General features: G+C 37.9%; 24 protein-coding genes. All 24 read right to left on the bottom strand.

The window, feature by feature from the left end; all coding sequences use genetic code 11:
* Positions 1-36 precede the first annotated feature (36 nt).
* The 24 genes from IV88_RS03455 to IV88_RS03340 all read right to left on the bottom strand — a co-directional run bounded on the left by IV88_RS03455 (position 37) and on the right by IV88_RS03340 (position 23,139).
* On the bottom strand, positions 37-918 hold the full coding sequence (locus tag IV88_RS03455; RefSeq protein ID WP_057798784.1) for a hypothetical protein: 882 nt from the start codon (positions 916-918) through the stop codon (positions 37-39).
* Between the two features lie 131 nt (positions 919-1,049).
* Positions 1,050-3,068 carry a lectin-like domain-containing protein gene (locus IV88_RS09535; RefSeq protein ID WP_057798782.1) on the bottom strand — a complete coding sequence of 673 codons (2,019 nt, stop codon included), beginning with the start codon at positions 3,066-3,068 and terminating at the stop codon, positions 1,050-1,052.
* 47 nt (positions 3,069-3,115) lie between these two features.
* Positions 3,116-3,346 (bottom strand): KxYKxGKxW signal peptide domain-containing protein, encoded by a 231-nt coding sequence (locus tag IV88_RS03445; protein WP_057798780.1) that lies wholly within the window; start codon positions 3,344-3,346, stop codon positions 3,116-3,118.
* 97 nt (positions 3,347-3,443) lie between these two features.
* A complete protein-coding gene (locus tag IV88_RS03440) occupies positions 3,444-3,995 on the bottom strand; it encodes a tyrosine-type recombinase/integrase (protein WP_057798778.1) in 552 nt (183 codons plus the stop codon).
* Positions 3,996-4,248: 253 nt separating this feature from the next.
* Positions 4,249-4,587: a 4'-phosphopantetheinyl transferase family protein gene (locus IV88_RS03435; protein WP_147165230.1), complete on the bottom strand. Its 339-nt coding sequence runs from the start codon at positions 4,585-4,587 to the stop codon at positions 4,249-4,251.
* Between the two features lie 272 nt (positions 4,588-4,859).
* Positions 4,860-5,615 carry an enoyl-ACP reductase FabI gene (gene fabI, locus IV88_RS03430; protein WP_057798774.1) on the bottom strand — a complete coding sequence of 252 codons (756 nt, stop codon included), beginning with the start codon at positions 5,613-5,615 and terminating at the stop codon, positions 4,860-4,862.
* A 19-nt stretch (positions 5,616-5,634) separates the two neighbouring features.
* The gene (accA, locus tag IV88_RS03425) at positions 5,635-6,405 is read right to left on the bottom strand and encodes a carboxyltransferase subunit alpha (protein WP_057798772.1); all 771 of its coding nucleotides are present in this window, start codon (positions 6,403-6,405) and stop codon (positions 5,635-5,637) included.
* Between the two features lie 3 nt (positions 6,406-6,408).
* Positions 6,409-7,236 carry an acetyl-CoA carboxylase, carboxyltransferase subunit beta gene (accD, locus tag IV88_RS03420; protein WP_083486832.1) on the bottom strand — a complete coding sequence of 276 codons (828 nt, stop codon included), beginning with the start codon at positions 7,234-7,236 and terminating at the stop codon, positions 6,409-6,411.
* A complete protein-coding gene (gene accC / locus IV88_RS03415) occupies positions 7,220-8,593 on the bottom strand; it encodes an acetyl-CoA carboxylase biotin carboxylase subunit (RefSeq protein ID WP_057798770.1) in 1,374 nt (457 codons plus the stop codon). Before accC ends, accD begins: the two co-directional genes overlap by 17 nt.
* 10 nt (positions 8,594-8,603) lie before the next feature.
* On the bottom strand, positions 8,604-9,011 hold the full coding sequence (locus IV88_RS03410) for a 3-hydroxyacyl-ACP dehydratase FabZ family protein (protein ID WP_057798768.1): 408 nt from the start codon (positions 9,009-9,011) through the stop codon (positions 8,604-8,606).
* 15 nt (positions 9,012-9,026) lie between these two features.
* The gene (locus IV88_RS03405; protein WP_057798765.1) at positions 9,027-9,455 is read right to left on the bottom strand and encodes an acetyl-CoA carboxylase biotin carboxyl carrier protein; all 429 of its coding nucleotides are present in this window, start codon (positions 9,453-9,455) and stop codon (positions 9,027-9,029) included.
* A 2-nt stretch (positions 9,456-9,457) separates the two neighbouring features.
* A complete protein-coding gene (gene fabF / locus IV88_RS03400; RefSeq protein WP_057798762.1) occupies positions 9,458-10,690 on the bottom strand; it encodes a beta-ketoacyl-ACP synthase II in 1,233 nt (410 codons plus the stop codon).
* A gap of 18 nt (positions 10,691-10,708) precedes the next feature.
* Positions 10,709-11,413, bottom strand: a complete 705-nt coding sequence (gene fabG / locus IV88_RS03395) for a 3-oxoacyl-ACP reductase FabG (RefSeq protein ID WP_057798760.1) — start codon at positions 11,411-11,413, stop codon at positions 10,709-10,711.
* Positions 11,403-12,323: an ACP S-malonyltransferase gene (locus IV88_RS03390; protein WP_057798758.1), complete on the bottom strand. Its 921-nt coding sequence runs from the start codon at positions 12,321-12,323 to the stop codon at positions 11,403-11,405. Before IV88_RS03390 ends, fabG begins: the two co-directional genes overlap by 11 nt.
* Positions 12,324-12,343: 20 nt before the next feature.
* The gene (locus tag IV88_RS03385; protein ID WP_057798756.1) at positions 12,344-12,583 is read right to left on the bottom strand and encodes an acyl carrier protein; all 240 of its coding nucleotides are present in this window, start codon (positions 12,581-12,583) and stop codon (positions 12,344-12,346) included.
* Between the two features lie 19 nt (positions 12,584-12,602).
* Entirely contained in the window at positions 12,603-13,553 is a 951-nt protein-coding gene (locus IV88_RS03380) for a beta-ketoacyl-ACP synthase III (protein ID WP_057798754.1), read from the bottom strand.
* 18 nt (positions 13,554-13,571) lie between these two features.
* Positions 13,572-14,018 (bottom strand): 3-hydroxyacyl-ACP dehydratase FabZ, encoded by a 447-nt coding sequence (fabZ, locus tag IV88_RS03375; protein ID WP_057798752.1) that lies wholly within the window; start codon positions 14,016-14,018, stop codon positions 13,572-13,574.
* Positions 14,019-14,427: 409 nt separating this feature from the next.
* Positions 14,428-14,727, bottom strand: a complete 300-nt coding sequence (locus IV88_RS03370) for a LasU family protein (RefSeq protein WP_057798750.1) — start codon at positions 14,725-14,727, stop codon at positions 14,428-14,430.
* Positions 14,728-14,775: 48 nt separating this feature from the next.
* Complete coding sequence (gene uhpT, locus IV88_RS03365) at positions 14,776-16,164, bottom strand: hexose-6-phosphate:phosphate antiporter (RefSeq protein WP_057798748.1); 1,389 nt, start codon at positions 16,162-16,164, stop codon at positions 14,776-14,778.
* Positions 16,165-16,510: 346 nt separating this feature from the next.
* Complete coding sequence (locus tag IV88_RS03360; protein ID WP_057798746.1) at positions 16,511-17,224, bottom strand: glucosamine-6-phosphate deaminase; 714 nt, start codon at positions 17,222-17,224, stop codon at positions 16,511-16,513.
* 95 nt (positions 17,225-17,319) lie between these two features.
* Positions 17,320-18,240: an L-lactate dehydrogenase gene (locus tag IV88_RS03355; RefSeq protein WP_057798744.1), complete on the bottom strand. Its 921-nt coding sequence runs from the start codon at positions 18,238-18,240 to the stop codon at positions 17,320-17,322.
* A 148-nt stretch (positions 18,241-18,388) separates the two neighbouring features.
* A complete protein-coding gene (gene adhE / locus IV88_RS03350) occupies positions 18,389-20,989 on the bottom strand; it encodes a bifunctional acetaldehyde-CoA/alcohol dehydrogenase (protein WP_057798742.1) in 2,601 nt (866 codons plus the stop codon).
* Between the two features lie 178 nt (positions 20,990-21,167).
* On the bottom strand, positions 21,168-22,091 hold the full coding sequence (locus tag IV88_RS03345; RefSeq protein WP_057798740.1) for an L-lactate dehydrogenase: 924 nt from the start codon (positions 22,089-22,091) through the stop codon (positions 21,168-21,170).
* Positions 22,092-22,107: 16 nt separating this feature from the next.
* On the bottom strand, positions 22,108-23,139 hold the full coding sequence (locus tag IV88_RS03340) for a branched-chain amino acid aminotransferase (RefSeq protein WP_057798738.1): 1,032 nt from the start codon (positions 23,137-23,139) through the stop codon (positions 22,108-22,110).
* Between the last annotated feature and the right edge of the window lie 22 nt (positions 23,140-23,161).

Below are 23,161 nucleotides of genomic sequence, written 5' to 3'. Positions count from 1 at the left end.
CGTCTTTTTGCTGGTTTCAAAAAAATCATATTATATTTAAACAAATCGATTCAAATCCTGTTCAATTACTTTCAGTCGTTTGGTTTCGAGGGCAATTTTTTTATTTATATTATATATATGTTTAACATCACTATTAATAACTTTAACATTACTCAAGTTTACTTCATCTGTAACAATACTTTTTAGTCTGTTAAGTTCAATATTCATAGCATTTAAACTACAATTTGTTTCTGCAATGGCAACTTTAGTTAATTCATCAGACGAAACCTCTGATATTAATAAAGCTTCATCGATATACGTTTTAATTTTATTTGTAAACATCAACTGTGAATCAGAATACCTTTCTACGAATCCCAGCAGTAATCCAGGTCTTCTAACTTCCTCAGGATTTATATAAACGCTTCTAACTTCTGGTGGTTTTTGATTACTGCTCATTTTTATAAGAATAGTCTGAATTTTTTTGCTCGCATCTATCATTTCATTAGCACAAGCTATCCTATTTAAACATTCAACTGAACTTTCTCCAACTAATCCGTCCTTACTTAATAAGTCATTATTATTTTGTCCTCCCAGATCTTTGTATAAAATTCCTAATTCAGATAGCACAGATCTACCTTCATTATCAATACCTGCTGTTTTTCTCAACATTTGTATATGTGTAGTAAGTACAAATAGCGCAAATACATTTTCTAAATTCCAATCATCAATAGAAACATTCATAATAATATCTTCTAAATCAAACTCTAAATCACTTGGACGCGGAAAGTTATTGGGCAAGTCTTGAAGAAAAGTATGTGATCTATATAACAACATCAAACTTACTTTTAGATTATTTAATAACTCTTGTTTAATAGTTTTATTATTTCCCGAATTTTTAGTTCTTATTATAATATTCAAATCACTAATATTAATTGTCATTAATTACCTCCTGTTATTTGATTAAAATGCGACTACAAATATAATCTTATTTTTGTTATATGAAAAAGAGCTCTATATGCCACACTGCATAAGAGCCCTTTAAGTAAACACTAAAAAGCAATCAATACGATTTAATGTCGACGTTTATATCCTCCAATTCCAAATAACCCTAAAACAAACAAGCCAATTAATGATAATAATGAACTATTTAAGTCATCATCATTTGTTTGTGGAAACTCGCTTTCATAACTCAATCCCCTATTGGAGTTAATTAAATTGGTCTTTTTAGGAACCCGTGATATTCCTGGTTCACTTGGTTTACCCGGTATTCCTGGTTCACTTGGTTTACCCGGTATTCCTGGTTCACTTGGTTTACCCGGTGTTCCCGGCTCACTTGGTTTGCCTGGTGTTCCTGGTTCACTTGGTTTGCCCGGTGTTCCCGGCTCACTTGGTTTGCCTGGTGTTCCTGGTTCACTTGGTTTGCCCGGTGTTCCCGGCTCACTTGGTTTGCCTGGTGTTCCTGGTTCACTTGGTTTGCCCGGTGTTCCCGGCTCACTTGGTTTGCCTGGTGTTCCTGGTTCACTTGGCTTGCCCGGTGTTCCCGGCTCACTTGGTTTGCCTGGTGTTCCTGGTTCACTTGGTTTGCCTAGTGTTCCTGGTTCACTTGGCGCATATGTGACCGTGAAGTGTTGATCGGCACCATCTTCGGCGACGCTCTGACTTGCTACCGCTTTTAAGTCAATACCTGGCGCATTATTCTTGATGACTTGATAGCCTGCTACTTCGGGGTTCGTCACACTTTCAAAACTTATGCTCGTTCCCTTTATCCAATTGCTTCCACTTGGAACTCCATCATTGCCAATACTTGGCACATCTTGCTTTCCAGTACTGTAGTAAACCGTCGTTGTTTTATCGACCGGATTTGTGACCGTTACGAAACTGACTGGTTCACTATTATGACTCGTTGACACTTCGTGTCCGGCTTGATCCACATAATCAATCGTCTGATTAATTGTCTTTACACTGGCACTATAGGCTGGCGCATATACATACACAACTGTGCCATTATTACCATTTCTTGTTAAAGTACCATTAGCTGGTAAACTATCATCGCCCATTTTAATGAATTGGTAGTTATCAATAACTTTTTGTTCTGTAGTGTAACTATTGCCGTTATATGCTCCGTTTGGATATGAAGCTACTCCTTCAGCTAGTTTATTGCCATTCTGGTCTATATACTTAACATCAACACTCGCTGCTGAAACATAAACAAAAGAATCCATTTGAAACTGTTGTAAGTTTGTTGATCCACCAGTAGATGCTGTTATAAAGAAAGCAAGCGCCCCAGAGTGAATCCAAGTGGCAACACTTTTAGACCAAGTATTCCCCTCAAAATTAACAGTCATCATTTTTGTTTGACCGTCGTACTTAAATTCAATCGGTTCAAAGGCATTGTTTGCTGGATTATTAATAACCATTGCTGGAGCATCGTCACCAACATAATTTAATGCTTCATCAATCCCATTATTAGTTTGTGTGTACACAAAACCACCAAATGGTACTCCTTCTCCATCATATCTATAACCCGGTTTTCCACTGTTACCTTTGAATTGATCTGGATCTGCTTCAAAATATCCTGTATCTTCAGAAGTTCCTAACTGATTCCAATAAGTATCTGCTTTCCATCCAAAAGCACTGCTTAATCCTCCCAATCCCATTGATCCGCCCTTACGACCAACTTCATTAGAGTCACCATCATGAAATCCAAATGACATACCATCTGCGCCAGCATGTTGAGGTTTATTACCAAGATTTATCTGACCCTGCAAGGTAAAGCTTTCATCCATATTGATCTTATCTTTTAAAGTAATATTTCCACTTTGATTATTGCTGTCTTTCGTAAGAGTAACAATACCAGTGCTTTTATCGTACGTTGCATTACCATTAACATTAAAATAGTCTGTTAAATTATTTTTATTTACATTATTTAAGTCCTCAGCGTTAGGTGTTGCACTTACAGACTTGCTCAACATTACTGCTTTGTTACTTACCTCACCTTGATTAGATCCTAAATTTGAATCCTTACTAGTAGGTGCTACAGCCTTTGATTCATTTGTGGCGGTAGCGTTGTTGCTCACCGTTGTAGACATGCTAGTATCCAAATCTTTACTTGTAGATACCTTCGTTCCCTGACTTGTCACTTCAGCATTATTAACCGAGGAACCTGCATTTTTTTATCTGCGTTTTCAGTATTACTACTACTTGGCTCTTTTAATACAGCATTGTTTGTTTGATTATTATTAGAATCTGCATGAACCTCAATAAAGGATCCCCCAATTAAAAACATACTAAATGCTGTGGCAGCGAAGAGCCACTGTTTACCTTTTTTATACATCTTATATCTTGAAAGTTCTACTCCGCTTCTCATATTTTCCTCCATTGGCACTATTTTGATTGAAATAGTGATTTTTGGAAATATACTTGAGTTACTTTATGTACATGAGATATTAATAACAATTTAATTTTCAAAAAATTTCTAAAGCAAAATGAGACAAACTCTGCTCAATCACATCACGGTCAAGACCTAAATATCTTCTTGTTATAACCTCGCTACTGTGATTAAAAATTAACATCAACGTTGCAATATCATGTGTTTGTTGATAATAATGGTATCCAAAAGTTTTCCTCAAGGTATGTGTACCTATATCTTTTCTACCAATTTTCTTTGCAGCACGTTGAAAAAGTCTATACGCCCCGTTTACTGTTAATCGTCCATTTCTTCCTAAAAACAAAGGTGTTTCATCCGACTTTCCTACTAAATATGGTTTAAGTACAGGTTGAAGCTTATGTAAAAACAACCATCTTTTCTTTCCTGTTTTAATCTCAACAATTTGAATTGTTTCGTTTTCACGAATTTGTCCAACATCTAACGCTAGAATGTCACTAATTCTCAATCCTGTGTTTATTCCTAATAAAACAAGAACTCTGTTACGTTCTCTATTTTTTCCATGGTCTAAAGCACTTAAAAACTCACTTATTTCTTTTTGTGTTCTCAATGGTTCTACACTATATTTCAAGACAAGGCCTCCATAATTAAGATAAAAGTATCTATATTAATATACAGTATTGAATATACATGTAGTAACCTCAGTATTGTTTTCTATAAAGGCAACGAAAAATAGTGAAATTTAATATACTCTATTAACTAAATTGAGCGACTATTATTTTGGTTTATATTGATAATAAAAAGTGAATTTAAAAAGAGACGATATCAATGTCCCTTTTGAAATAAAATAATTAATTTCTAACCCCTGTAAGGATTCAAGTTTTCTAAATAACCGTTTTACCCTCTTTCATAGCAATTGATCCCACAAATCCTGGGACGTGTGGAATATTAAAATAGCGATAACTTGTATTATTTAAGGTGCCTTGATTATTATTTATACTAATTTTTGATGGATGTATTGTAAGGCCTGTGCCTACAGCTTTTAGGATAGATTCTTTGATTGTCCAAATTTTTAATAATTTTTGACTTCTTAAATCATCGTTCTGAACTTTATAAATTTCATTAAGTTCAATGTCTGACAAGGCTTTTTTTAGAGTGGTTGGTTTAATTGGTTTAACTTTTTCAATATCAATACCAAACTCTGATTTAGAAATAGCAACCATCACTATGTTTTGTGAGTGGGTGATGTTAAAGAAAAAGCTGCTACTACTTAAAAAAGGCTTGCCGTTTCGATGATATTGGATAAATCCATCTTCAATAACCTTTTCAAATGGTGCCTTCAGTAATTTGGCTAAAAGAAAGCGGCCTAAGTAAAATTGTGCCTGACGTTTTGCTGATTTGAAGCTTCTGAGCTGCTCACCAAACTTGTTATGGTAAGCATTTGTATTAATAACTACATCATGGGTATTCGCAAATTCAATCCAAATTTTATCAGCTATTGTAGATGCACTCCCTTATCAACGTAAAGAATGTCTCCAGTGATTCCGGTCGAAAGATCGCTCATCAAAAAGGATGCTGCGTTTCCGACTTCATCGGTTGTCACACTCAGGCCGTCCACTGTGCGGTCACGTGAAAGTTTTAGCAATTTACCATGTTCTTTAATTCCAGTAACAGCTAGTGTTTTGATGGCTCCGGCTGAGATGGCATTGACTCGTATAGACTTTTCTCCAAGGTCACTAGCTAAATAGCGCATGATCGCCTCTAATGAGGCCTTGGCAACGCCCATCATGTTGTAATTGGGAATTGCTCGAGTTGAACCAAAGTAAGTTAAAGTAACGATACTACCACCATTTTTAAGCAATTTTTGCCCATAGCGCGCTACTGAAATTAATGAATATGCACTAACATCTTGGGCTAAATTAAAGCCTTCTTTCTTGGTGTTAATAACTCCACCTTCCAAAGTTTCTTTATCGGCAAATGCAATTGCATGCACAATTCCATCCAGTGTTCCGAAAGCATTTTTGATAACCTTAAATGCTTTAGCAATATTTTCATCTTCTGAAACATCGCACTCAACCAGTGGCGTATCACCAACAAACTTAGCCAAACTTCGTTTAATACGATCATTTTGATAGGTTAAAATCACCGTTGCCCCTTGTGATTGCATTGCTTGAACACATCCCCAAGCAATACTGCGTTGATTAGCAACTCCCATCACCAAAATTTTCTTTCCTTCCAATAAGCTACTCATTGCTTAATCCCCTGTCTTATTAATATTTTCGAAAGCGTCGATATCTTTGTTCTACTAATTCAGTTGCTGATAATTGCTCTAATTTTTGAAATTCTGCAAAAATAATTTTTCTCAAATCATGAATATCCTCAGCGTTTCGTACTTCTGGTATGACTCGGTCAATAATTTGTTCATTTAACAACTCCGTGGGTGTTAAATGAAGTGCTTTAGCAGCTTCTTCCACTCGACTAGAATCTTTCCACATGATGCTTGCGTATCCTTCTGGTGATAATACTGAATATGTGCTTTGTTCAGTCATCCAAACCTGATTACCACAGGCCAATGCTAAGGCACCGCCACTGCCACCTTCACCGATAACGATACTCAGATAAGGTACTTGCAACTGCATTTCTTCCAACAGACAATTTGCAATTGCAGAACCTTGACCGTGGTATTCCGCATTCATATCTGGATAAGCTCCTGGTGTATTAATTAGTGCCAAAATAGGACGGTGAAACTTTTCTGCTTGCTTCATAAGACGCAGGATCTTTCGATATCCTTCGGGCTCTGCGCTACCGAAGTGCCGATTAATATTTTCGGCTAAATCCTCCCCTTTTTGCGTCCCAACTATGGTAATGGGTCGTCCATTCAAAGTTCCGATTCCGCCAATAACGGCTGCGTCGTCTAATCTACCGCGATCACCATGCAATTCAAAGAAGTCTGGAACCAAGTTTCTAATCAAATCGCTAGTCGTTATTTTTTCAGTGCTGCGAGCTGCTTTAACAATTTCAAATGGACTTAATTTAACCATCTGTTAAACCTCCCAATGCATTTTTAATAAGTGGTGTAAGGTTTGTTTCAAATCTTTACGTTGCACAATTGCATCCACAAATCCATTTTGTAACAGTGTTTCTGCCTGCTGAAAATCAGCTGGAGGCTGTTGCATAATCGTTTGTTCAATAACGCGGCGACCTGCAAATCCAATTAATGCATGTGGTTCAGCTAAGATTATATCCCCTTGCATCGCAAAACTAGCTGTCACGCCGCCGGTCGTTGGATCCGTCAAAACCGTTATATACAGCAATCCGGCATTAGAATGTTGTTTTACAGCGTTGGAACACTTAGCCATCTGCATTAATGAATGAATCCCTTCTTGCATTCGGGCGCCACCAGAAGCAGTAAATAGAATCACTGGCAAGTTATGCTCCGTTGCGTATTCAAATAGTCTAGTTATCTTTTCTCCAGTGACCGAACCTAGGCTTCCCATAATGAAATGAGCATCCATAATGCCCAACGCAAATTTAGTCTGACTAATTTTTCCAATTCCGGTTAAGACACTTTCACCTAAATGCGTGTTTTTTTCAGCTTGTTTAATTTTCTGAGAATATCGTTCCTGCCCGTAGGTTTGAGTGGTACGTAAATCACCATTAATTTCTTCGAATTGATCACAAATCATTTTGGCACGATCATGAGCACCTAGTCTAAAACCATATCCACACTCCGGGCAAACATTGAAGGAACTAGCTCGTCTAAAATAGAATTTAGCGTCACAAACTGGACATGCACGCCAAATCCCATCAGGAATATGTTTGATTCGTTCTGCAATTTGAGTAGCAGTCGGTCTACTATACTTTTTCGGCATGATGGCTCCCTTCAGACAAAAAATCTGTCTCAATATACTTGGTATTAAAATCGCCATTTTGAAAATGATCGTCATTCATAAGTTCTAATAAAAAGTTACGGTTCGTCTGAATCCCATCCAATTTAAATTCTTTTAAAGCACGTTTCATCTTTGTAATTGCTTGAACACGGGTTGGCATGTGAACGATTAACTTTGCAATCATTGAATCATAAAATGGTGAAATTGAGCTTTTGCTATCAATTCCAGTATCAATTCGAACTCCAGTCGAACCTTCCGGAAAATATAAATAGTCAATCTTTCCAGCAGATGGGCGGAAATTATCTTCTGGTACTTCGGCATTTATACGGCATTCGATCGCATGACCATTAATCTGAACATCATTTTGACGAATGGTTAAAGATTGCCCTTCAGCAATTTTAATTTGTTCTTTTATTATTTCAATTCCAGTAATTTCTTCGGTAATCGTATGTTCAACTTGTAAACGAGTATTCATTTCCATGAAATAAAAATCATGGTTTTTATCCATTAAAAATTCAAACGTGCCAGTATTAACATATTTCATAGCTCGACAAGCCTTAACTACTACCGATCCTAGATATTCTCGTTCACTGTCACTAACTAAGATACAAGGGCTCTCTTCCAGCACTTTTTGATTACTTCTTTGTAAAGAGCAGTCTCGTTCTGGCAGATAAACAACATTTCCTTCTTCATCACACAAAACTTGCATTTCGATATGCTTAGCATCTTCAACAATTTTTTCTAAATAGACACTATCGTCACTGAAGGAAGCGCCAGCCTCTCGTTTGGTATCCGTGTAAGCTTTATCCAATTCCGTAGCATTTTTAACTCTTCTAATTCCTTTACCACCGCCACCATCTGCAGCTTTCAGCATAACTGGAAAACCAATATTTGCGGCAACTTGTTGTGCCATTTCTAAACTAGTTACTAATCCATCACTACCAGGCACAACTGGAACATCGGCTTTTTTCATTGTTTCTCGTGCATTTGATTTATTACCCATTAATTTGATTGTTTCAGGATCCGGACCAACAAACTTAATGCCACACTCCTGACATAACTCTGCAAATTCAGGATTTTCTGATAAAAAACCATATCCAGGATGAATTGCATCACAACCAGTTAAATTGGCAGCACTAATAATATTCGTCATATTTAAATAGGAATCATTTGCCTGCGGTCCACCAATACAAATACTTTCATCTGCTAATCGAACAAAAAGTGCGTCTTGATCTGCCGATGAATAAACTGCCACTGCAGTCATATCCAATTCTTGAATAGCTCGGATAATTTGGACAGCAATTTCGCCACGATTTGCAACTAGTACTTTTTTAAACATCTTAATCTCCTTACTCAATCGCAAAAATTAACTCTGCTTCACAAATAACTGCTCCATTTTTAATGATCTGACCATCACCCACACCAACTTGCTTACGCATTTTGACTAATTCAACGTTTAAAGTTAATTCATCCCCAGGCTGTACATCTGCATTAAAAATAGCTGACCGAATACCACCGAAAAAGACATTATCTCCTTGATGTTCTTTCATACTCAAAATTGCAGCAACACCTGTCTGTGCTAACATTTCAATCAAAATGGGACGAGGAATGTTGAACTGTCCACCCTTGAAATACCACTCGTTAATGGTAATTAACTTGCTTGCAGTTACCGTATGGCCGGGATTGACGTCAATAAATTGATCAATCAACTGAAATGGATATCGCTGTGGAATGTAATCACTCGCCTTTTGTTTCATAAACAATAGCACTCCTTATTTTGACAATCTTACTTTCATAATCGGCTGATCAAATTCAACTAACTGTCCGCTTTCAACCAATACTTCTTCCACAAACCCACTAATTGGGCTCTTGACCTCGTTGAACATTTTCATCGCTTCAATCAAACAAACGATTTCTCCCTCTTTAACAGAATCACCAACTTTTTTATAAGCTGGTTGATCTTCACTGGGAGCCAGATATGAAACACCGACAAACGGGGCTTTAATTTCAACTAAGTTTTCAGATTCGACAACATCTATATTTGTATTTTCTGGAATGCTGGTAGGCTGCTCAATCCCAGAGCCACTTTTTTGATCTTGCTTTTGAACGCTTAATTTAAAATCTCCATCCTGCATTTTAAATTTCTTTAGTGATGACTTTTCAATCAGGCCCAGTAAATGTTCAATCTCTTTTGAATCCATAATTAATCCCACCTCTTAAATGCTAGAACCGCATTGTGACCACCAAATCCAAAGGAATTACTTAAGGCATAGTTCACTTTACAGTCCGCATTTTGTTCATTAACTAGTTCCACTTCACATTCAGGATCCTGGTCGAAAACTCCAACATTTACTGGCAAGCAATCCCTTTTGAAACTGCCAATTGTAGCAATGGCTTCAATGGCACCAGCAGCTCCTAATAAATGTCCTGTCATACCTTTTGTACTGCTAACTTTTACCTGACTGTCTTTTTCAAACACTTTTTTAATAGCTTTAGCCTCGCCACTATCATTGGCAACGGTTCCGGTTCCATGAGCATTAACATATTGCACATCTGAAGCTGTTACGTTACCTTCGTCTAAAGCTTGTTGCATCGCTCTAATTGCACCAGCACCTTCAGGATCCGGTTGTGTCATATGATATGCATCACTAGTTGAACCGTATCCGACAATTTCGCCGTATATCTTGGCACCGCGCTGTTGAGCATGCTCTAAACTTTCTAAAATTAGCGTGCCACCACCTTCTCCCATTACAAAACCACCACGATTTTTATCAAATGGCATTGATGCATGGGTTGGGTCTTCACTGGTCGACAAAGCTGTTAACGAAGCAAATCCGGCAATACCGATCTCATTGATTGATGCTTCAGATCCTCCGGTAATCATGATTTCTGCTTTTCCATTTTTAATATGTTCAAAGGCATTACCGATTGCGTTAGTCCCACTGGCGCAAGCCGTAACGATTACTTGGCTTGTATTCTGAGCATTGAAAGCAATCGAAATATTACCAGCCACCATATTGCCAATCGAATTGGTGACAAAGAGTGGTGAAACCCTTTTGGGTCCTTTAGTGTGCATCTTAATAACTTGTTCTTGAATAGTAGTCAATCCACCAATCCCTGAACCATAAATAACACCCAACTGTTCAGGATCATAATCGCCTTGACCAAGTCCTGCGTCTTCCATTGCTTCGGTTGTTGCGTATAAACCAAATTGCGAAAAGCGATCCATTCTTTTAGCTAGCTTTTTATCAATTCGCTGAATTGGATCAAAATCTTTCACTTCGCCGGCAACCGTGATACCGGTTGTTGAGGCATCAAAGTGTGTAATTGGGGCTATCCCTAATTTTGAACCATAAATACCATCCAAAAATGTGTTTAAGTCATTCCCTAAAGGCGTCACTGCACCCATTCCTGTTACTACAACACGTTTTTCCATATTCAATCCCCCCTTAATTTAAATCGATAATCCACCATCAACTACAATCGTTTGGCCCGTTATATAATCGTTATCTGCCAAGAAATAAGCCGTTTTGGCAATTTCATCAGGATTACCAAAGCGATGTAATGGGACTTGTTCTACAACGCTTTCTTTAATCTTGTCACTCAATTTGTCGGTCATATCCGTCACAATCATGCCTGGAGCAATCGCATTACATCTGATTCCTCTTAAAGCACCTTCACGTGCGGTAGTTTTCATTAAACCAACAATTCCGGCTTTACTAGCAGCATAGTTTGCTTGCCCAATGTTACCGTTCAGCCCCGAAATACTTGAAAGATCAATAATGTTGCCGGATCGTTGCTTTTGCATTGCCTTCATCGCAAATTTTGTCATGTTAAAGGTTCCACCCAAATTAACATCTAAAACTTTTTTAAAGCTCTCCAATTTCATTCTAGAAAGTAGCATATCCACAGTAATCCCAGCGTTATTGACCAATACATCTAGTCGACCATATTGTTCAACAACATTATTAATAATTCTTTTCGCATCAGATTCATTGGCAACATCACCACTAATAAATCTCAAATCCTTCTTTTCTGCTTGTGGTTGATGCCTAGCTGTAATAACAACTTGATAACCCTTTTCTTGAAATAATTGTGCGGTTGCTAAACCAATTCCGCGTGTTCCACCTGTAATCAAGGCAACTTTTTTATCTATCATATTCCAGTCCTCCTTGGCTTAGCGCATGACGTACTTCATTCAAGGTTTCCACTGAATCAATGTGGTACGCACCAACTCCAGAAAGCGTCTTTTTAACAAAACCGGTTAAAGCTTTTCCTGGGCCAATTTCAACGAAAGTGTTTACTCTCTTGTCACTGATTTCTTTTAAACATGTGCTAAAGCGCGTTGGTTCGACTAGTTGTTCAACCAACACTTGTTTTAACGTCTGTTCATCAAAAGGCTGGGTTGTTGTATTACTAATCACTGGGACTGTTGGACTTGTAACTTCGACTTCGGCTAATCTTCTTTCCAGAAGTTCGCTAGCGTGTTCCATCAGAGGCGTATGTGATGCAGCATCAACTTTTAGCGGAACGATTCTTTTGATTCCTTCATCTTTTAAAAACTTGGTAGCTTGCATTACTGACTGGTCCGTCCCGCCTAAAACAGTTTGAACTGGTGTATTAAAATTGGCAGGAAACGCTCCCGTTCTTTCACAGACACTCTTTATTTGGTCTGAACTAGCTTTCATCACCGCAATCATTTTCCCTGGATTAATTCGTGCAGCCTCTTCCATGTAGCGGGCCCGATCTTGGACCACCTGCATCCCTGTTTGTAATTCCATGGCCTCCGCAGTGATCAAAGCACTGTATTCTCCCAGACTAAGCCCTAACTCAACAGCCGGATTTTTAAATTCATTTGCTAGTATTCGCTCAATTCCGAGACTAAAAGTAACAATTGATACTGCAGTGTTTTGCGGATTATCCATGACTTCCGTTTTAGAAAAATCTTGGTTCAAGATTTCCGAAATATCCTTGATTGTTTGTCGATATAAGGGTTCTTGTGTAAATAAATCCTGGCCCATACCCGGAAATTGATGCCCTTGGCCACTAAATAAATAACCGATTTTCATTCTTCAAAACCTCTTCAAGTTTATTTATTCAAAGTTTCTGTAATATAATCAACAAGTTTTCCAACGGTATCCATGCTGTCGTCGGTTTCGACTTCAATATCAAATTCATCTTCTAATTTGTCGACCACTTCAAAAATATCCAGACTATCCGCTTCTAAATCCCGACTGAAATTAGTTTCACGTTTGATCTCTTTATCTCCTGTATCCAACTGTTCCTTGATGATTGGTACTACCTTTTCAAATACTTGTTCGTTAGTCATAATATGTTCCTCCATTAATTTAAAATTTTATGATTGTTGTAGCGATTGTCAGTCCTCCACCAAATCCGGAGAGTAAAATAACATCGCCACGTTTAATTTTGTTATTTGCTAATTGTTCTGCTAATAAAAGTGGTTCACTTGCCGCAGCCGTGTTTCCGAATCGATCAATGTTGCACGGAAATTTTTCAATCGGTTCATTCAATTTTTTAGCTACCTGCTTGATAATTCGGGCATTCGCTTGATGTAACAAGAAATGATCAATATCTTTCAGTTCCAGACCGGCCTCGGATACCGTCTCTTCAATCGAATATGGTACCTGCTTAGTAGCAAACTCGTACACACGACGCCCGTTCATTTCAAAATTAAAATCAGACACCTGGACTGGTTTATTCATAACCCCAGCTGTTAAGTACTGACCTTGTTCTCCAATTGATTCCAACTTGCTATTCAACATGTTGGAATATTCAGAATCCTGAATAATCACGCCACCAGCACCATCACCAAATAAAACGGCCGTACCACGGTCAGACCAGTCTACCAACTTGCTAAGGACTTCACCGCCAATTAACATAATTCGTTTGGCCATTCCAGATTTCAGCATTCCATTTGCCACGCTCATACCATACACAAACCCAGAACAAGCAGCATTTAGATCGAATGCACCAGCCCGTTCAGCTCCGATAGCTCCCTGTACAATTGAAGCAGTGGATGGCGTTAAACTATCGGGCGACATGGTGGCGACGATTATTAAATCTATGTCGTGAGCTTTTAAACCATGTTGCTTTAGAAGCTGTTGTGCAACATTGATGCATAACTCGCTTGTTCGGCCGTTTTCTGATATGTAACGTTGCGTGATACCTGTTCGCGACTTAATCCATTCATCCGAAGTGTCCATCATTGACTCGAGATCTTGATTACTTACTACCTTGGTTGGTACGTAACTGGCTGCGGCTGTAATTTGAAAGCCCATCCTCACACCTCCAACTAATTACGCATGTGCATTTGCATCACCAACGATAAACGTTAGCTCTGCCTGACAAACTTTTTTCTCGCCTACCTGGGCATAAGTACTGACCACGCCCATGTTATGTTTCGTTTTAACCATTTCAACGTGCAACTCCAAAACGTCACCCGGTCGCACAATTTGCCGGAACTTAGCATTATTAATTGCTCCTAGATAAGCAGTTTTTCCAGCAAAAGATTCCGATTTTAAAATTAAAATTGAAGCTGCTTGTGCCAATGATTCAATGATTAAAACTCCTGGCATTACTGGATTACCAGGAAAATGACCTTGAAAATATTCCTCGTTGATTGTGACATTTTTAATTGCCGTAATTGATTTGTCTGGTTCTAATTCCTCGACTCGATCCATAAATAAAATTGGATAACGATTTGGAATGAAATCCATAATTTCAGATGCATTCATGATGCTCATTAGTTTTGTCCTTTCATTTTCAAAATTTGCTTTTTGCTTTTTCAAAAAAACAATGTCATCAGCATATTGAGAAAGCGCAAATATGCAAAATCAAAAAAGCAATATTTTGACCAAAAAACTTCATTCCTAAAATGACGCCCATCTGCAAATCACTGTTACAACAGGCCTTCCAACGAACAAATAATTAATATTATTTAATTTAAATACTGATACATACCATCTCTAAAAGTAACGGTTCATATATTCGAATATATAAATATAGGCAATTACCATCTGACTAAAAACCAAGCTATAACAACGTTTAATTACTAAAAGTAAGTCTATTTTCGAGCACAAAAAAACTCCGATTCTGATTAATCGAAGTTCTAAATAAATTTATATATTAAAGATAAGATTATGAGCATTAAATTTAGTTATGAACCATAAAGTAAATAGAAACGATCAGAGTAACGACCATGACTGCAATTAGGTAAATAAGTACCCATCTTGTTGCAGATGGTAATTCGGAGAGCTTCTTATTCGATTGTCCCTTATATGAGAAGGACATAACGTACATAAAAATTGCTATGAAAGAATAACCTATTAAACCCACAGCACCAATTGCTAGCAAATCATTTCGAGCTCCAGTACTTAAACTAGTAGCGACAAAACCAATAATAACAACTGCAAAAAGTATAAATGTTGGTAATAAAATTAATGCCTTTTTCATATAAATCATCTCCTGTTTTGATTATACAACGTTTGTAAGTAGTTTATTTTAATTAACCTTTTCTTGTTTTCTTACTAATTTTTCTTCGCCAATCGCAACTATTGCTAAAGTAATTACACTTAGAACTACAGCAATATAGAAGACGATGAACGTGTCATTCCAACCGTGTAATAAGTGACCGAAGAGATTCATTCCGTTTGCTTTTGGATCAGCAATTGCGGCGAATCCTACTTGTGCCATTAAATCACCAAAGATATAGGCAAAAGTTCCGGTCATCCCATTTGAAACGTTTAGTGCAGTCTTTGGAACAAAACTGATCACTGACACTCCAATTAACAGTTGAGGACCATAAATTAACATACCTAAGAAAAACAATGATGTATTAATCATGAGTGGCGTTGTTCCGTATCTATATCCAAGAACTACTACAGCTGTTAATAACAAACATAAAATTGAAACAACAGAGCGACGTCCCCTTAATAAATCTGAAAACCAGCCCCAAACCACACTACCGATAATTCCACCCAATTGGAATATTAATAAGGTGTTAGCACCTTGTGCGATTGTAAAATGAAGTTGTTGAACTGTATATAATGGTGCCCAGTTAACAATTCCGATTCGAACAACATAAACAAAGACATTTGCGATACATAGTAGCCAAACCCATGGATTTCGCATTACAAATTGTGTAAAAGTTTGCCATTTTGTTAATTTACTTGCTTCTTTATCTGCTTCAGGTACGGGTTCATTAAAAATCTTTTCACTTGAATCCCAACCCAATTCTTGTGGTTCGTCTGCACCAAAGAAGAGTCCCCAAATACCAATAATCAATCCGATAACAGCGGGAACAATAAACATTCCGCCAACATTTCCACCAAATAAGGTATTAGCACCCCATAAGGCAAAAACACCGGCTACAGCTCCACCAAATTCGTGAGAGATATTCCAGATTCCAATGTAGCGACCACGTGAAGTTGTCGTAGTCCATCTTGAAATAGTTGAAAGTGATGATGATCCACCTGGAGATTGGAATAATCCATTCATCGACCACAACACTAAAATCAAACCAACTGGTGCTTGATTCATTAACAATGCCACACCAATAATCAATGTAGCAGCCGCAGCTAATACTAGTAGGAATGACATAACCTTTTTAGTATTCTTACCATCTACTAAATAACCTAATAGTGTTTTACCAATCCCATAAGCTAGCGAGAATCCATACCCAATCCATCCCAATTGAGTAGTCGTTATCCCATTATTCTTGACCAATAAAGGTTGTGCTGGAGAAAAGTTATTTCGAATCAAATACATACAGAAATATACTGTAAATACTACAACGAATGATTTCAAAAACTCTTTCAGCCATTTCTGTCTCTGATCCAAAATACTCAGCCCTTTACTAGCTGGATGCTTTATTTCAAAGAAATTACGCATTACTATTACCTCCTAAGTTTTGATACTTCTAATAATAGCATTCTTTGAAACCGTTTTCTTATTTTGATATAAGTTATTTGCCGTAATTAAAGACAAAACACATGGTTAACAAAAGTCCGCCAATGGATTGGGCTCAGTGGTGAAATTATTCTTAGCGGTTTACCGCTTAGAATAAGGCTTGTTTTTGAAACAACCAAAGGGTTGGTTCAAAACAATGCCCACCACGTTCCAGCCCAAAATCCATTGGCAGACTTTTGTGGCAATAGAACACCAAACTAATTTACAATGCAATAAAAAACGCCCTCTCCAAAAGGAAAGGACGCAATTTTAATTTAGAATGTTAATCCTAGTATTTACCTTCAAGCTTGCTTGCAGCAGCTTCGTCAATGATGACAGTAACATTAGGATGGTTTTGTAAGATGCTTGCTGGTAAGTCAACAGTATCTGGGCCTTCGATCATACCTTTAACAGCATCAGCTTTTTCTGCACCGAATGCTTCAAGAATGATGTGTTTGCTCTTCATGATTGAAGCAAGTCCCATTGAGTAAGCAAACTTAGGAACATCTTCTTCACGTTCGAAGAAACGAGCGTTAGCATCAATTGTTGATTGAGTCAAAGGAACTTTATGTGTTGTAACATCGCGTGATGTACCTGGTTCGTTGAAACCGATGTGACCGTTACGGCCAATTCCAAGGATTTGTAAATCGATTGGATGTTCGTCGATAACTTTGTCATAACGTTTAACTTCTTCATCAGGGTTTTCAGCTAAACCATTTGGTAAGAATGATTCTTTGAATGGTTTGAAGTCGAATAAGTGTGATTGCATGAAGTAACGGTAACTTTGTTCGTTATCGCCAGACATACCAACATATTCGTCCAAGTTAACTGATGTGTCGTTTGAGAAATCTAAATCACTAGCAACGATTTCTTTGTATGTTGTAACAGGTGTGCTACCTGTAGCAAGGCCAAATACCTTAGCACCATTTTTCTTTTCGTCAGCAAATACTTTGTATCCTTCTTTGCCGCCTTCAACATCGCTCTTTACAATAAGAACTTTCATGTTAAATTTCTCCTTTGTTTTTTTGGTATAGTCCAATTATAGTGCAGGATATTTTTAAATGCAAGACTATTGCAAAATTATTTTCTAAAACTCAGTTACATTGTGGCAAACTTAGATTTGATTGTTTCTGCTGAATCCTTTAAGAGCGCCTTTTCATCATCGGTAATCTGAATATCAGCAACATACTCAACACCATTTTTACCAACAACAGCTGGTTGTCCTAAATAAGTATCAAGTTCTTCATTGTATGAAGAAACTGGACAGAATAGTTGTGCATCTGAAATAACTGCTTCTGCTAATTTAACTGCACAAGTAGCAATTCCAAAGCTTGTATATCCCTTACCTTCTAAGATACGCCAACCACCCAGACGGGCTTGTTCTTTTAAATCGTCATAATCTAAAGTCTTGTGATTCATTTCAGCAAATTCTTTTAACTGACGGCCATTAATCCGAACAGTTGACCAAGCAACGAATTGAGATTCGCCATGTTCACCCATGACATATCCTTCAACGTTTTTAGCATTCACACCGAATTGCTCTGAAACAACACGCTGCATCCGCGCAGTATCTAAAAAAGTACCTGTTGCAAAGCAGTGTTGTCGATCAAAACCACCTTGCTCTTGTAAATACTGTGCAATCGCATCACAAGGATTCATTGTGACAATCACTACACCATGAAACCCAGAATTCTTTAACTTAGGAGCAATATCTTTCACGATTTCTTTGGTTTCTTCAAATTCAGCCCAACGACCGCCTTTTCCGGTACGTGTTGCTTCAATATCACCAGCTGTGACAAAGACAACATCGGCATCCTCTAAATCTGAGTAATCCTGGATCTTAATTTTAGTATTTGTGTCCAAACGAGCTTGAGCATCTTCAAGATCAAGTTGTTCTGCCAATGCTTTTTTCTCGTTAGTATCAATCAGAACTAGCTCATCAGCAATCCCCTTTGTTACCAACGTATAGGCAACAGTAACTCCAACATGTCCGACACCTATTACACCAAATTTTCTCAAAATAAAATCCTCCTACTAGTATGTATTTGATTTTTATAATTCAACTTAATTCTATCATGCACACTTTATTTAATTTGCTTTCCCGCTCAATTTTTCAAACCAAAAAAAGCTCCCCACAATTGTGAGAAGCTTTTTCTAGTTAATTCACTTAGTTAATATCCTTGCCGTCCCATTCTTTAACCAAGATTTCTTTCAATTCTGAAATCAAAGGTTCTTTAGGGTTAGCAGTTGTACATTGATCTTCGTAAGCTAATTCAGCTAACTTATCAACACTGTCATCAAAGTGTTTCTTTGTGACTCCGTTACCTTTAAGGCTAAGGTCAACGTCCATGCTGTGTGCCAAGTCAATGTATGCTTGTGCAAGACTTTCAACTAATTCTTCAGTTGTGTTACCTTTCAAACCAAGGTAACGAGCAATTTCAGCATAGTCTTCGTCAGCAGTGAAGTGTGTGTACATTGGGTACATAGCAATCTTGCGTGGTGTCTTAGCGTTGTAACGAACAACGTGTGGATATGTGATTGCAATACATAAACCATGTGGCATATCGAATTCTCCACCTAATTTATGAGCGATTGAATGGTTAATTCCTAAGAATGCGTTAGCAAAGGCCATTCCGGCAATTGTTGAAGCGTCATGCATCTTTTGTTTAGCAACTGGATCGCCATCATAAGCTGGTTTCAAATACTTGAAGGCTGTCTTCAAGGCTTGTAGTGACCAACCCTTTGTGTAATCTGTAGCCATAACTGAGACAAATGATTCTGTAGCATGTGTGATTACATCCAAACCTGTTAAAGCAGTTGTACGTGCAGGAACTGTTTCAACGAATTGTGAATCCACAATAGCAACATCAGGTGTCAAAGCATAGTCAGCGATTGGGTATTTAACATGTGTTTCTGAATCAGTAATAACAGCGAATGGTGTAACTTCTGAACCAGTACCAGATGTTGTTGGAATACCGATGTACTTGGCTTTGTTAGCCGTTGGTACGCGGTAAGTACGTTTACGAATATCCAAGAATTTTTGTTTAGCTGACATAAATGATGCATCTGGATGTTCGTAGAATAACCACATTCCCTTAGCAGCATCCATTGCTGAACCACCACCAAGTGCGATGATTGTATCAGGTTCGAATGAGCGCATTTGGTCAACACCACGGTAAACGGTGTTTGTTGAAGGATTTGGTTCAACATCTGAGAAAATCTCAATTTCAGGAGCTTCTGCACGCTTGTTTAATTCAGCTACTACACGATCTGTAAAGCCGAGTTTCATCATACCAGGATCACAAACGATAAAGACCTTCTTAAGCCCTTCCATACTTTCTAAGTAACGGACTGAGTTTCTCTCGAAGTATACTTTTGGGGGCAATTTCACCCATTGCATGTTGTTACGACGTTTTGCGACTGTCTTGATGTTTAACAAATCAAAGTCTGAAACGTTATGAGAAATTGAGTTCTTACCGTATGAACCAGTTCCAAGTGTTAATGATGGAACCATGTTGTTGTAGATGTTACCAATACCACCAACAGCAGATGGTGTGTTAATCAATACACGGCAAGCCTTCATGTGAAGACCAAATTCACGAATCAAATCATCGTCAGTTGTGTGTAATGAAGCTGTATGACCTAATCCACCATAGTTGAGGAGTTCGTCACAACGTTTGAATGCTTCTTCATGTCCACTAACTTTGTACATTGAAAGTACTGGTGATAATTTTTCACCCGAAAGTGGGTATTTAACACCAACACCGTTAATTTCAGCAACTAATACTTTTGTATCTTCAGGAACTGTGATGCCGGCCATCTTAGCAATTTCATAAGCGCTCTTACCAGCAACAGGACCACGAACTGTATGACGGTTTGGATCCATAACAGCTTCACCTAAAGGTTTGATTTCACTCTTCTTAGCGAAGTAGAAACCAAGGTGTTGCATTTCTTTCTTAACTTCTGCATAAATGTCAGCATCTACAACTGCACTGTTTTCAGAAGCACAAACCATACCATTATCAAATGTCTTTGAAAGTGCAATATCATTAACAGCTTGTTTAATATCAGCAGTCTTTTCGATGTAAGCAGGTCCATTACCAGGTCCAACACCTAAAGCTGGTTTACCAGTTGAATATGCGGCCTTAACCATGCCAGGACCACCAGTTGCAAGAACTGTTGCAACACCATCATTGTTCATCAAAGCACTTGTTGCTTCGATACTTGGTTCTTCAATCCATTGAATAGCATTTTCAGGAGCTCCAGCTTCAACAGCAGCCTTTGCTAAAATCTTACCTGTTTCCACACATGCTTGTTGTGCTTGTGGATGGAAACCAAAGATAATTGTGTTACGAGTCTTCAAAGCAATTAATGTTTTGAAAACAACCGTTGATGTTGGGTTAGTAACAGGTGTAACACCGGCAATAACACCAACTGGTTCAGCAATTTCCATAATTTGTGTTTCGTCATCGTCTTTGATGACACCAACTGTCTTATCATGGCGAATGCTGTTCCAAATATATTCACTAGCGTAGATATTCTTGATTGCCTTATCTTCGACAATTCCACGACCAGTTTCAGCAACTGCTAGTTTAGCTAGCTTCATGTGATTTTCTAGAGCTGCAAGTGCAACTGCCTCACATATTTTATCTACTTGTTCCTGTGTAAAGTCTGCCATCGCATCCAAGGCAACGTGTGATTTTTCAACCATCTTGTCAATGACTTTTTCTACTTTAACTTCGTCTTGACTCTTTTTAGCTACAACCATTTGAATCTTCCTCCTAAATGCAAACGTTTTTAAAATGTTTGTGAAATATTTAACAAGGTCATTATATCAAGTCTCAGAAAAATGTAAACCCTTTCTTTTTAATTTTTTGCAAAAAAAATCTCACTTGACCGAGTAAAAGTGTTCCCTTTACTTAGTGCCAAGCGAGATTAGAAAAATTTTACATTGTGATAAATTTTTCTTTAATTGTTTCTGCTGAATGAGCAAGTTTTGTTTCTTCTTCGTCAGTTAATTTAGGATCAATAGTTGCTGTAACCCCTTGTGCACCAATAACTGCTGGTTGTCCAACATAGGTTTGGTACTTATCATTTAACATTGAAACGGGACATGCCAACTGTGCATCTGAAATGACAGCTTGTCCTAATTTAACAGCACAGGTTGCAATACAAAAACTGGTATAGCCCTTTCCTTGGTGAATATACCAACCACCACGACGAGCTTGTTCTTCTAAATCATCATAGTCTAATTCCAAATGATTTAACTCGGCCAATTCTTGAATAGGACGACCATTGACACGGACCGTTGACCAAGCAACAAATTGAGATCCACCGTGTTCACCCATTACGTATCCTTCAACGTTCTTAGAATTAACACCGAACTTTTCAGCAACCACTCGTTGCATACGAGTAGTATCCAAGAAGGTACCAGTTGCGATGACCTTATTAAAATCAAAGCCAGTTTCTTGTTGTAAGTATTGTGTAATTGCGTCACATGGATTCATTGTCACAATCACTACTCCGTGAAATCCAGAGTCTTTTAATTGTGGTGCAATATCTTTCACAATTTTGCGTGTGTATTCGAACTCCGCCCAGCGGCTACCAGTCTTTGATTCACTAATTGCTTTAATACGGCCAGCTGTAATGAATACTACATCAGCATCCTTTAACTCTGCGTAGTCTTGAATCTTCACATTGGTCGTTGTATCTAATCGAGCTTGTGCATCCTGTAAATCTAGTTGTTCCGCCACTGCTCGTTTCTGATCCTTATCAATTAATACTAATTCGTCTGCAATTCCTTTTGTAACTAATGTGTAGGCCACAGTGACCCCTACATGTCCGACTCCAATAACACCAAATTTTCGCATATCTTATTTCTCCTTTTTATTCGACAGTCTGGACCCAACCTTCGGGAGCCTCAACTGTACCAAATTGAATTCCTGTTAATGTTTCAAACAACTTACTTGTAATTGGTCCAACTTCTGTTTCACTATAAAAAACGTGTAATTTTCCATTATGTTGTAATCCACCAATTGGTGAAATGACTGCTGCAGTGCCACAAGCACCAGCTTCTTTGTAGTCATCTAATTGATCCACAAAAACATCTGCTTCTTCAGCTTTTAAACCTAAACGATTTTCTGCCAACCACAAAAGTGAATATTTTGTAATACTTGGCAAAATCGATGGTGACTTGGGCGTTCTAAAAATATTGTTCTTAGTAATTCCAAAAAAGTTCGCAGAACCAACTTCTTCAATTTTACGGTGCTCGACTGGATCCAAATACACACAGTCAGCAAATCCTTGTTTATGAGCTTCATCCCCAGGTAATAAACTTGCAGCATAATTCCCACCGACTTTGCTTTGACCCGTTCCACGATGAGCAGCTCGATCGTAATCTGAAGTAATGAAATTAACTGGTGATAAACCACCCTTGAAATAGTTACCAACTGGCATTGCAAAGATTGTGAAAATATATTCATCAGCCGGATGCACACCAATCGTACTACCAGTTCCAATCATTAATGGCCGTAAATACAACGTTGCGCCGGTGCCATATGGTGGTACAAAATCAATATTTGCTTTCACAACAGATTTAACAGCTTCCACAAATTGATCTTCTGGGAATGCTGGCATTAACAATCTTTCACATGATTTTTTCATTCTTGCGGCATTTTGATCTGGACGAAACAATTGAACTTTATCTTCAGGCGTTCGATAGGCTTTCATACCTTCAAACACTGCTTGTCCGTAGTGCAATACTGGTGATGCTTCACTAATATGTAATGTACTATCTTCTACTAATCCAGCATCCTGCCATTCACCATTTTTAAAATGAGATGTGAACCGATAAGGTAAATCCATATACTCAAATCCTAAATTATTCCAATCAATATCCTTCACATTTACCTTTGTCATACCCATCACCTCATTAAAAGTT

The sequence above is a fragment of the Pediococcus argentinicus genome (assembly GCF_001437605.1).
In the GTDB taxonomy this organism is placed as follows: Bacteria; Bacillota; Bacilli; order Lactobacillales; family Lactobacillaceae; genus Pediococcus; species Pediococcus argentinicus.
This window is presented reverse-complemented; position numbering and strand designations above follow the sequence as displayed.

Coding starts and splice junctions, on each gene's coding strand:
- accC (WP_057798770.1), bottom strand. CDS start 8,593: ATGTTTAAAAAAGTACTAGTTGCAAATCGTGGCGAAATTGCTGTCCAA.
- IV88_RS03345 (WP_057798740.1), bottom strand. CDS start 22,091: ATGCGAAAATTTGGTGTTATTGGAGTCGGACATGTAGGGGTCACTGTG.
- adhE (WP_057798742.1), bottom strand. CDS start 20,989: ATGGTTGTAGCTAAAAAGAGTCAAGACGAAGTTAAAGTAGAAAAAGTC.
- IV88_RS03410 (WP_057798768.1), bottom strand. CDS start 9,011: ATGAAACAAAAGGCGAGTGATTACATTCCACAGCGATATCCATTTCAG.
- IV88_RS09535 (WP_057798782.1), bottom strand. CDS start 3,068: ATGTCTACAACGGTGAGCAACAACGCTACCGCCACAAATGAATCAAAG.
- uhpT (WP_057798748.1), bottom strand. CDS start 16,164: ATGCGTAATTTCTTTGAAATAAAGCATCCAGCTAGTAAAGGGCTGAGT.
- IV88_RS03340 (WP_057798738.1), bottom strand. CDS start 23,139: ATGACAAAGGTAAATGTGAAGGATATTGATTGGAATAATTTAGGATTT.
- accD (WP_083486832.1), bottom strand. CDS start 7,236: ATGCCGAAAAAGTATAGTAGACCGACTGCTACTCAAATTGCAGAACGA.
- IV88_RS03405 (WP_057798765.1), bottom strand. CDS start 9,455: ATGGATTCAAAAGAGATTGAACATTTACTGGGCCTGATTGAAAAGTCA.
- IV88_RS03390 (WP_057798758.1), bottom strand. CDS start 12,323: ATGAAAATCGGTTATTTATTTAGTGGCCAAGGGCATCAATTTCCGGGT.
- fabF (WP_057798762.1), bottom strand. CDS start 10,690: ATGGAAAAACGTGTTGTAGTAACAGGAATGGGTGCAGTGACGCCTTTA.
- accA (WP_057798772.1), bottom strand. CDS start 6,405: ATGGTTAAATTAAGTCCATTTGAAATTGTTAAAGCAGCTCGCAGCACT.
- IV88_RS03385 (WP_057798756.1), bottom strand. CDS start 12,583: ATGACTAACGAACAAGTATTTGAAAAGGTAGTACCAATCATCAAGGAA.
- fabI (WP_057798774.1), bottom strand. CDS start 5,615: ATGAGTAGCTTATTGGAAGGAAAGAAAATTTTGGTGATGGGAGTTGCT.
- fabZ (WP_057798752.1), bottom strand. CDS start 14,018: ATGAGCATCATGAATGCATCTGAAATTATGGATTTCATTCCAAATCGT.
- IV88_RS03455 (WP_057798784.1), bottom strand. CDS start 918: ATGACAATTAATATTAGTGATTTGAATATTATAATAAGAACTAAAAAT.
- IV88_RS03445 (WP_057798780.1), bottom strand. CDS start 3,346: ATGAGAAGCGGAGTAGAACTTTCAAGATATAAGATGTATAAAAAAGGT.
- fabG (WP_057798760.1), bottom strand. CDS start 11,413: ATGATAGATAAAAAAGTTGCCTTGATTACAGGTGGAACACGCGGAATT.
- IV88_RS03370 (WP_057798750.1), bottom strand. CDS start 14,727: ATGAAAAAGGCATTAATTTTATTACCAACATTTATACTTTTTGCAGTT.
- IV88_RS03360 (WP_057798746.1), bottom strand. CDS start 17,224: ATGAAAGTTCTTATTGTAAAGAGCGATGTTGAAGGCGGCAAAGAAGGA.
- IV88_RS03435 (WP_147165230.1), bottom strand. CDS start 4,587: ATGGTTGCTATTTCTAAATCAGAGTTTGGTATTGATATTGAAAAAGTT.
- IV88_RS03380 (WP_057798754.1), bottom strand. CDS start 13,553: ATGGGCTTTCAAATTACAGCCGCAGCCAGTTACGTACCAACCAAGGTA.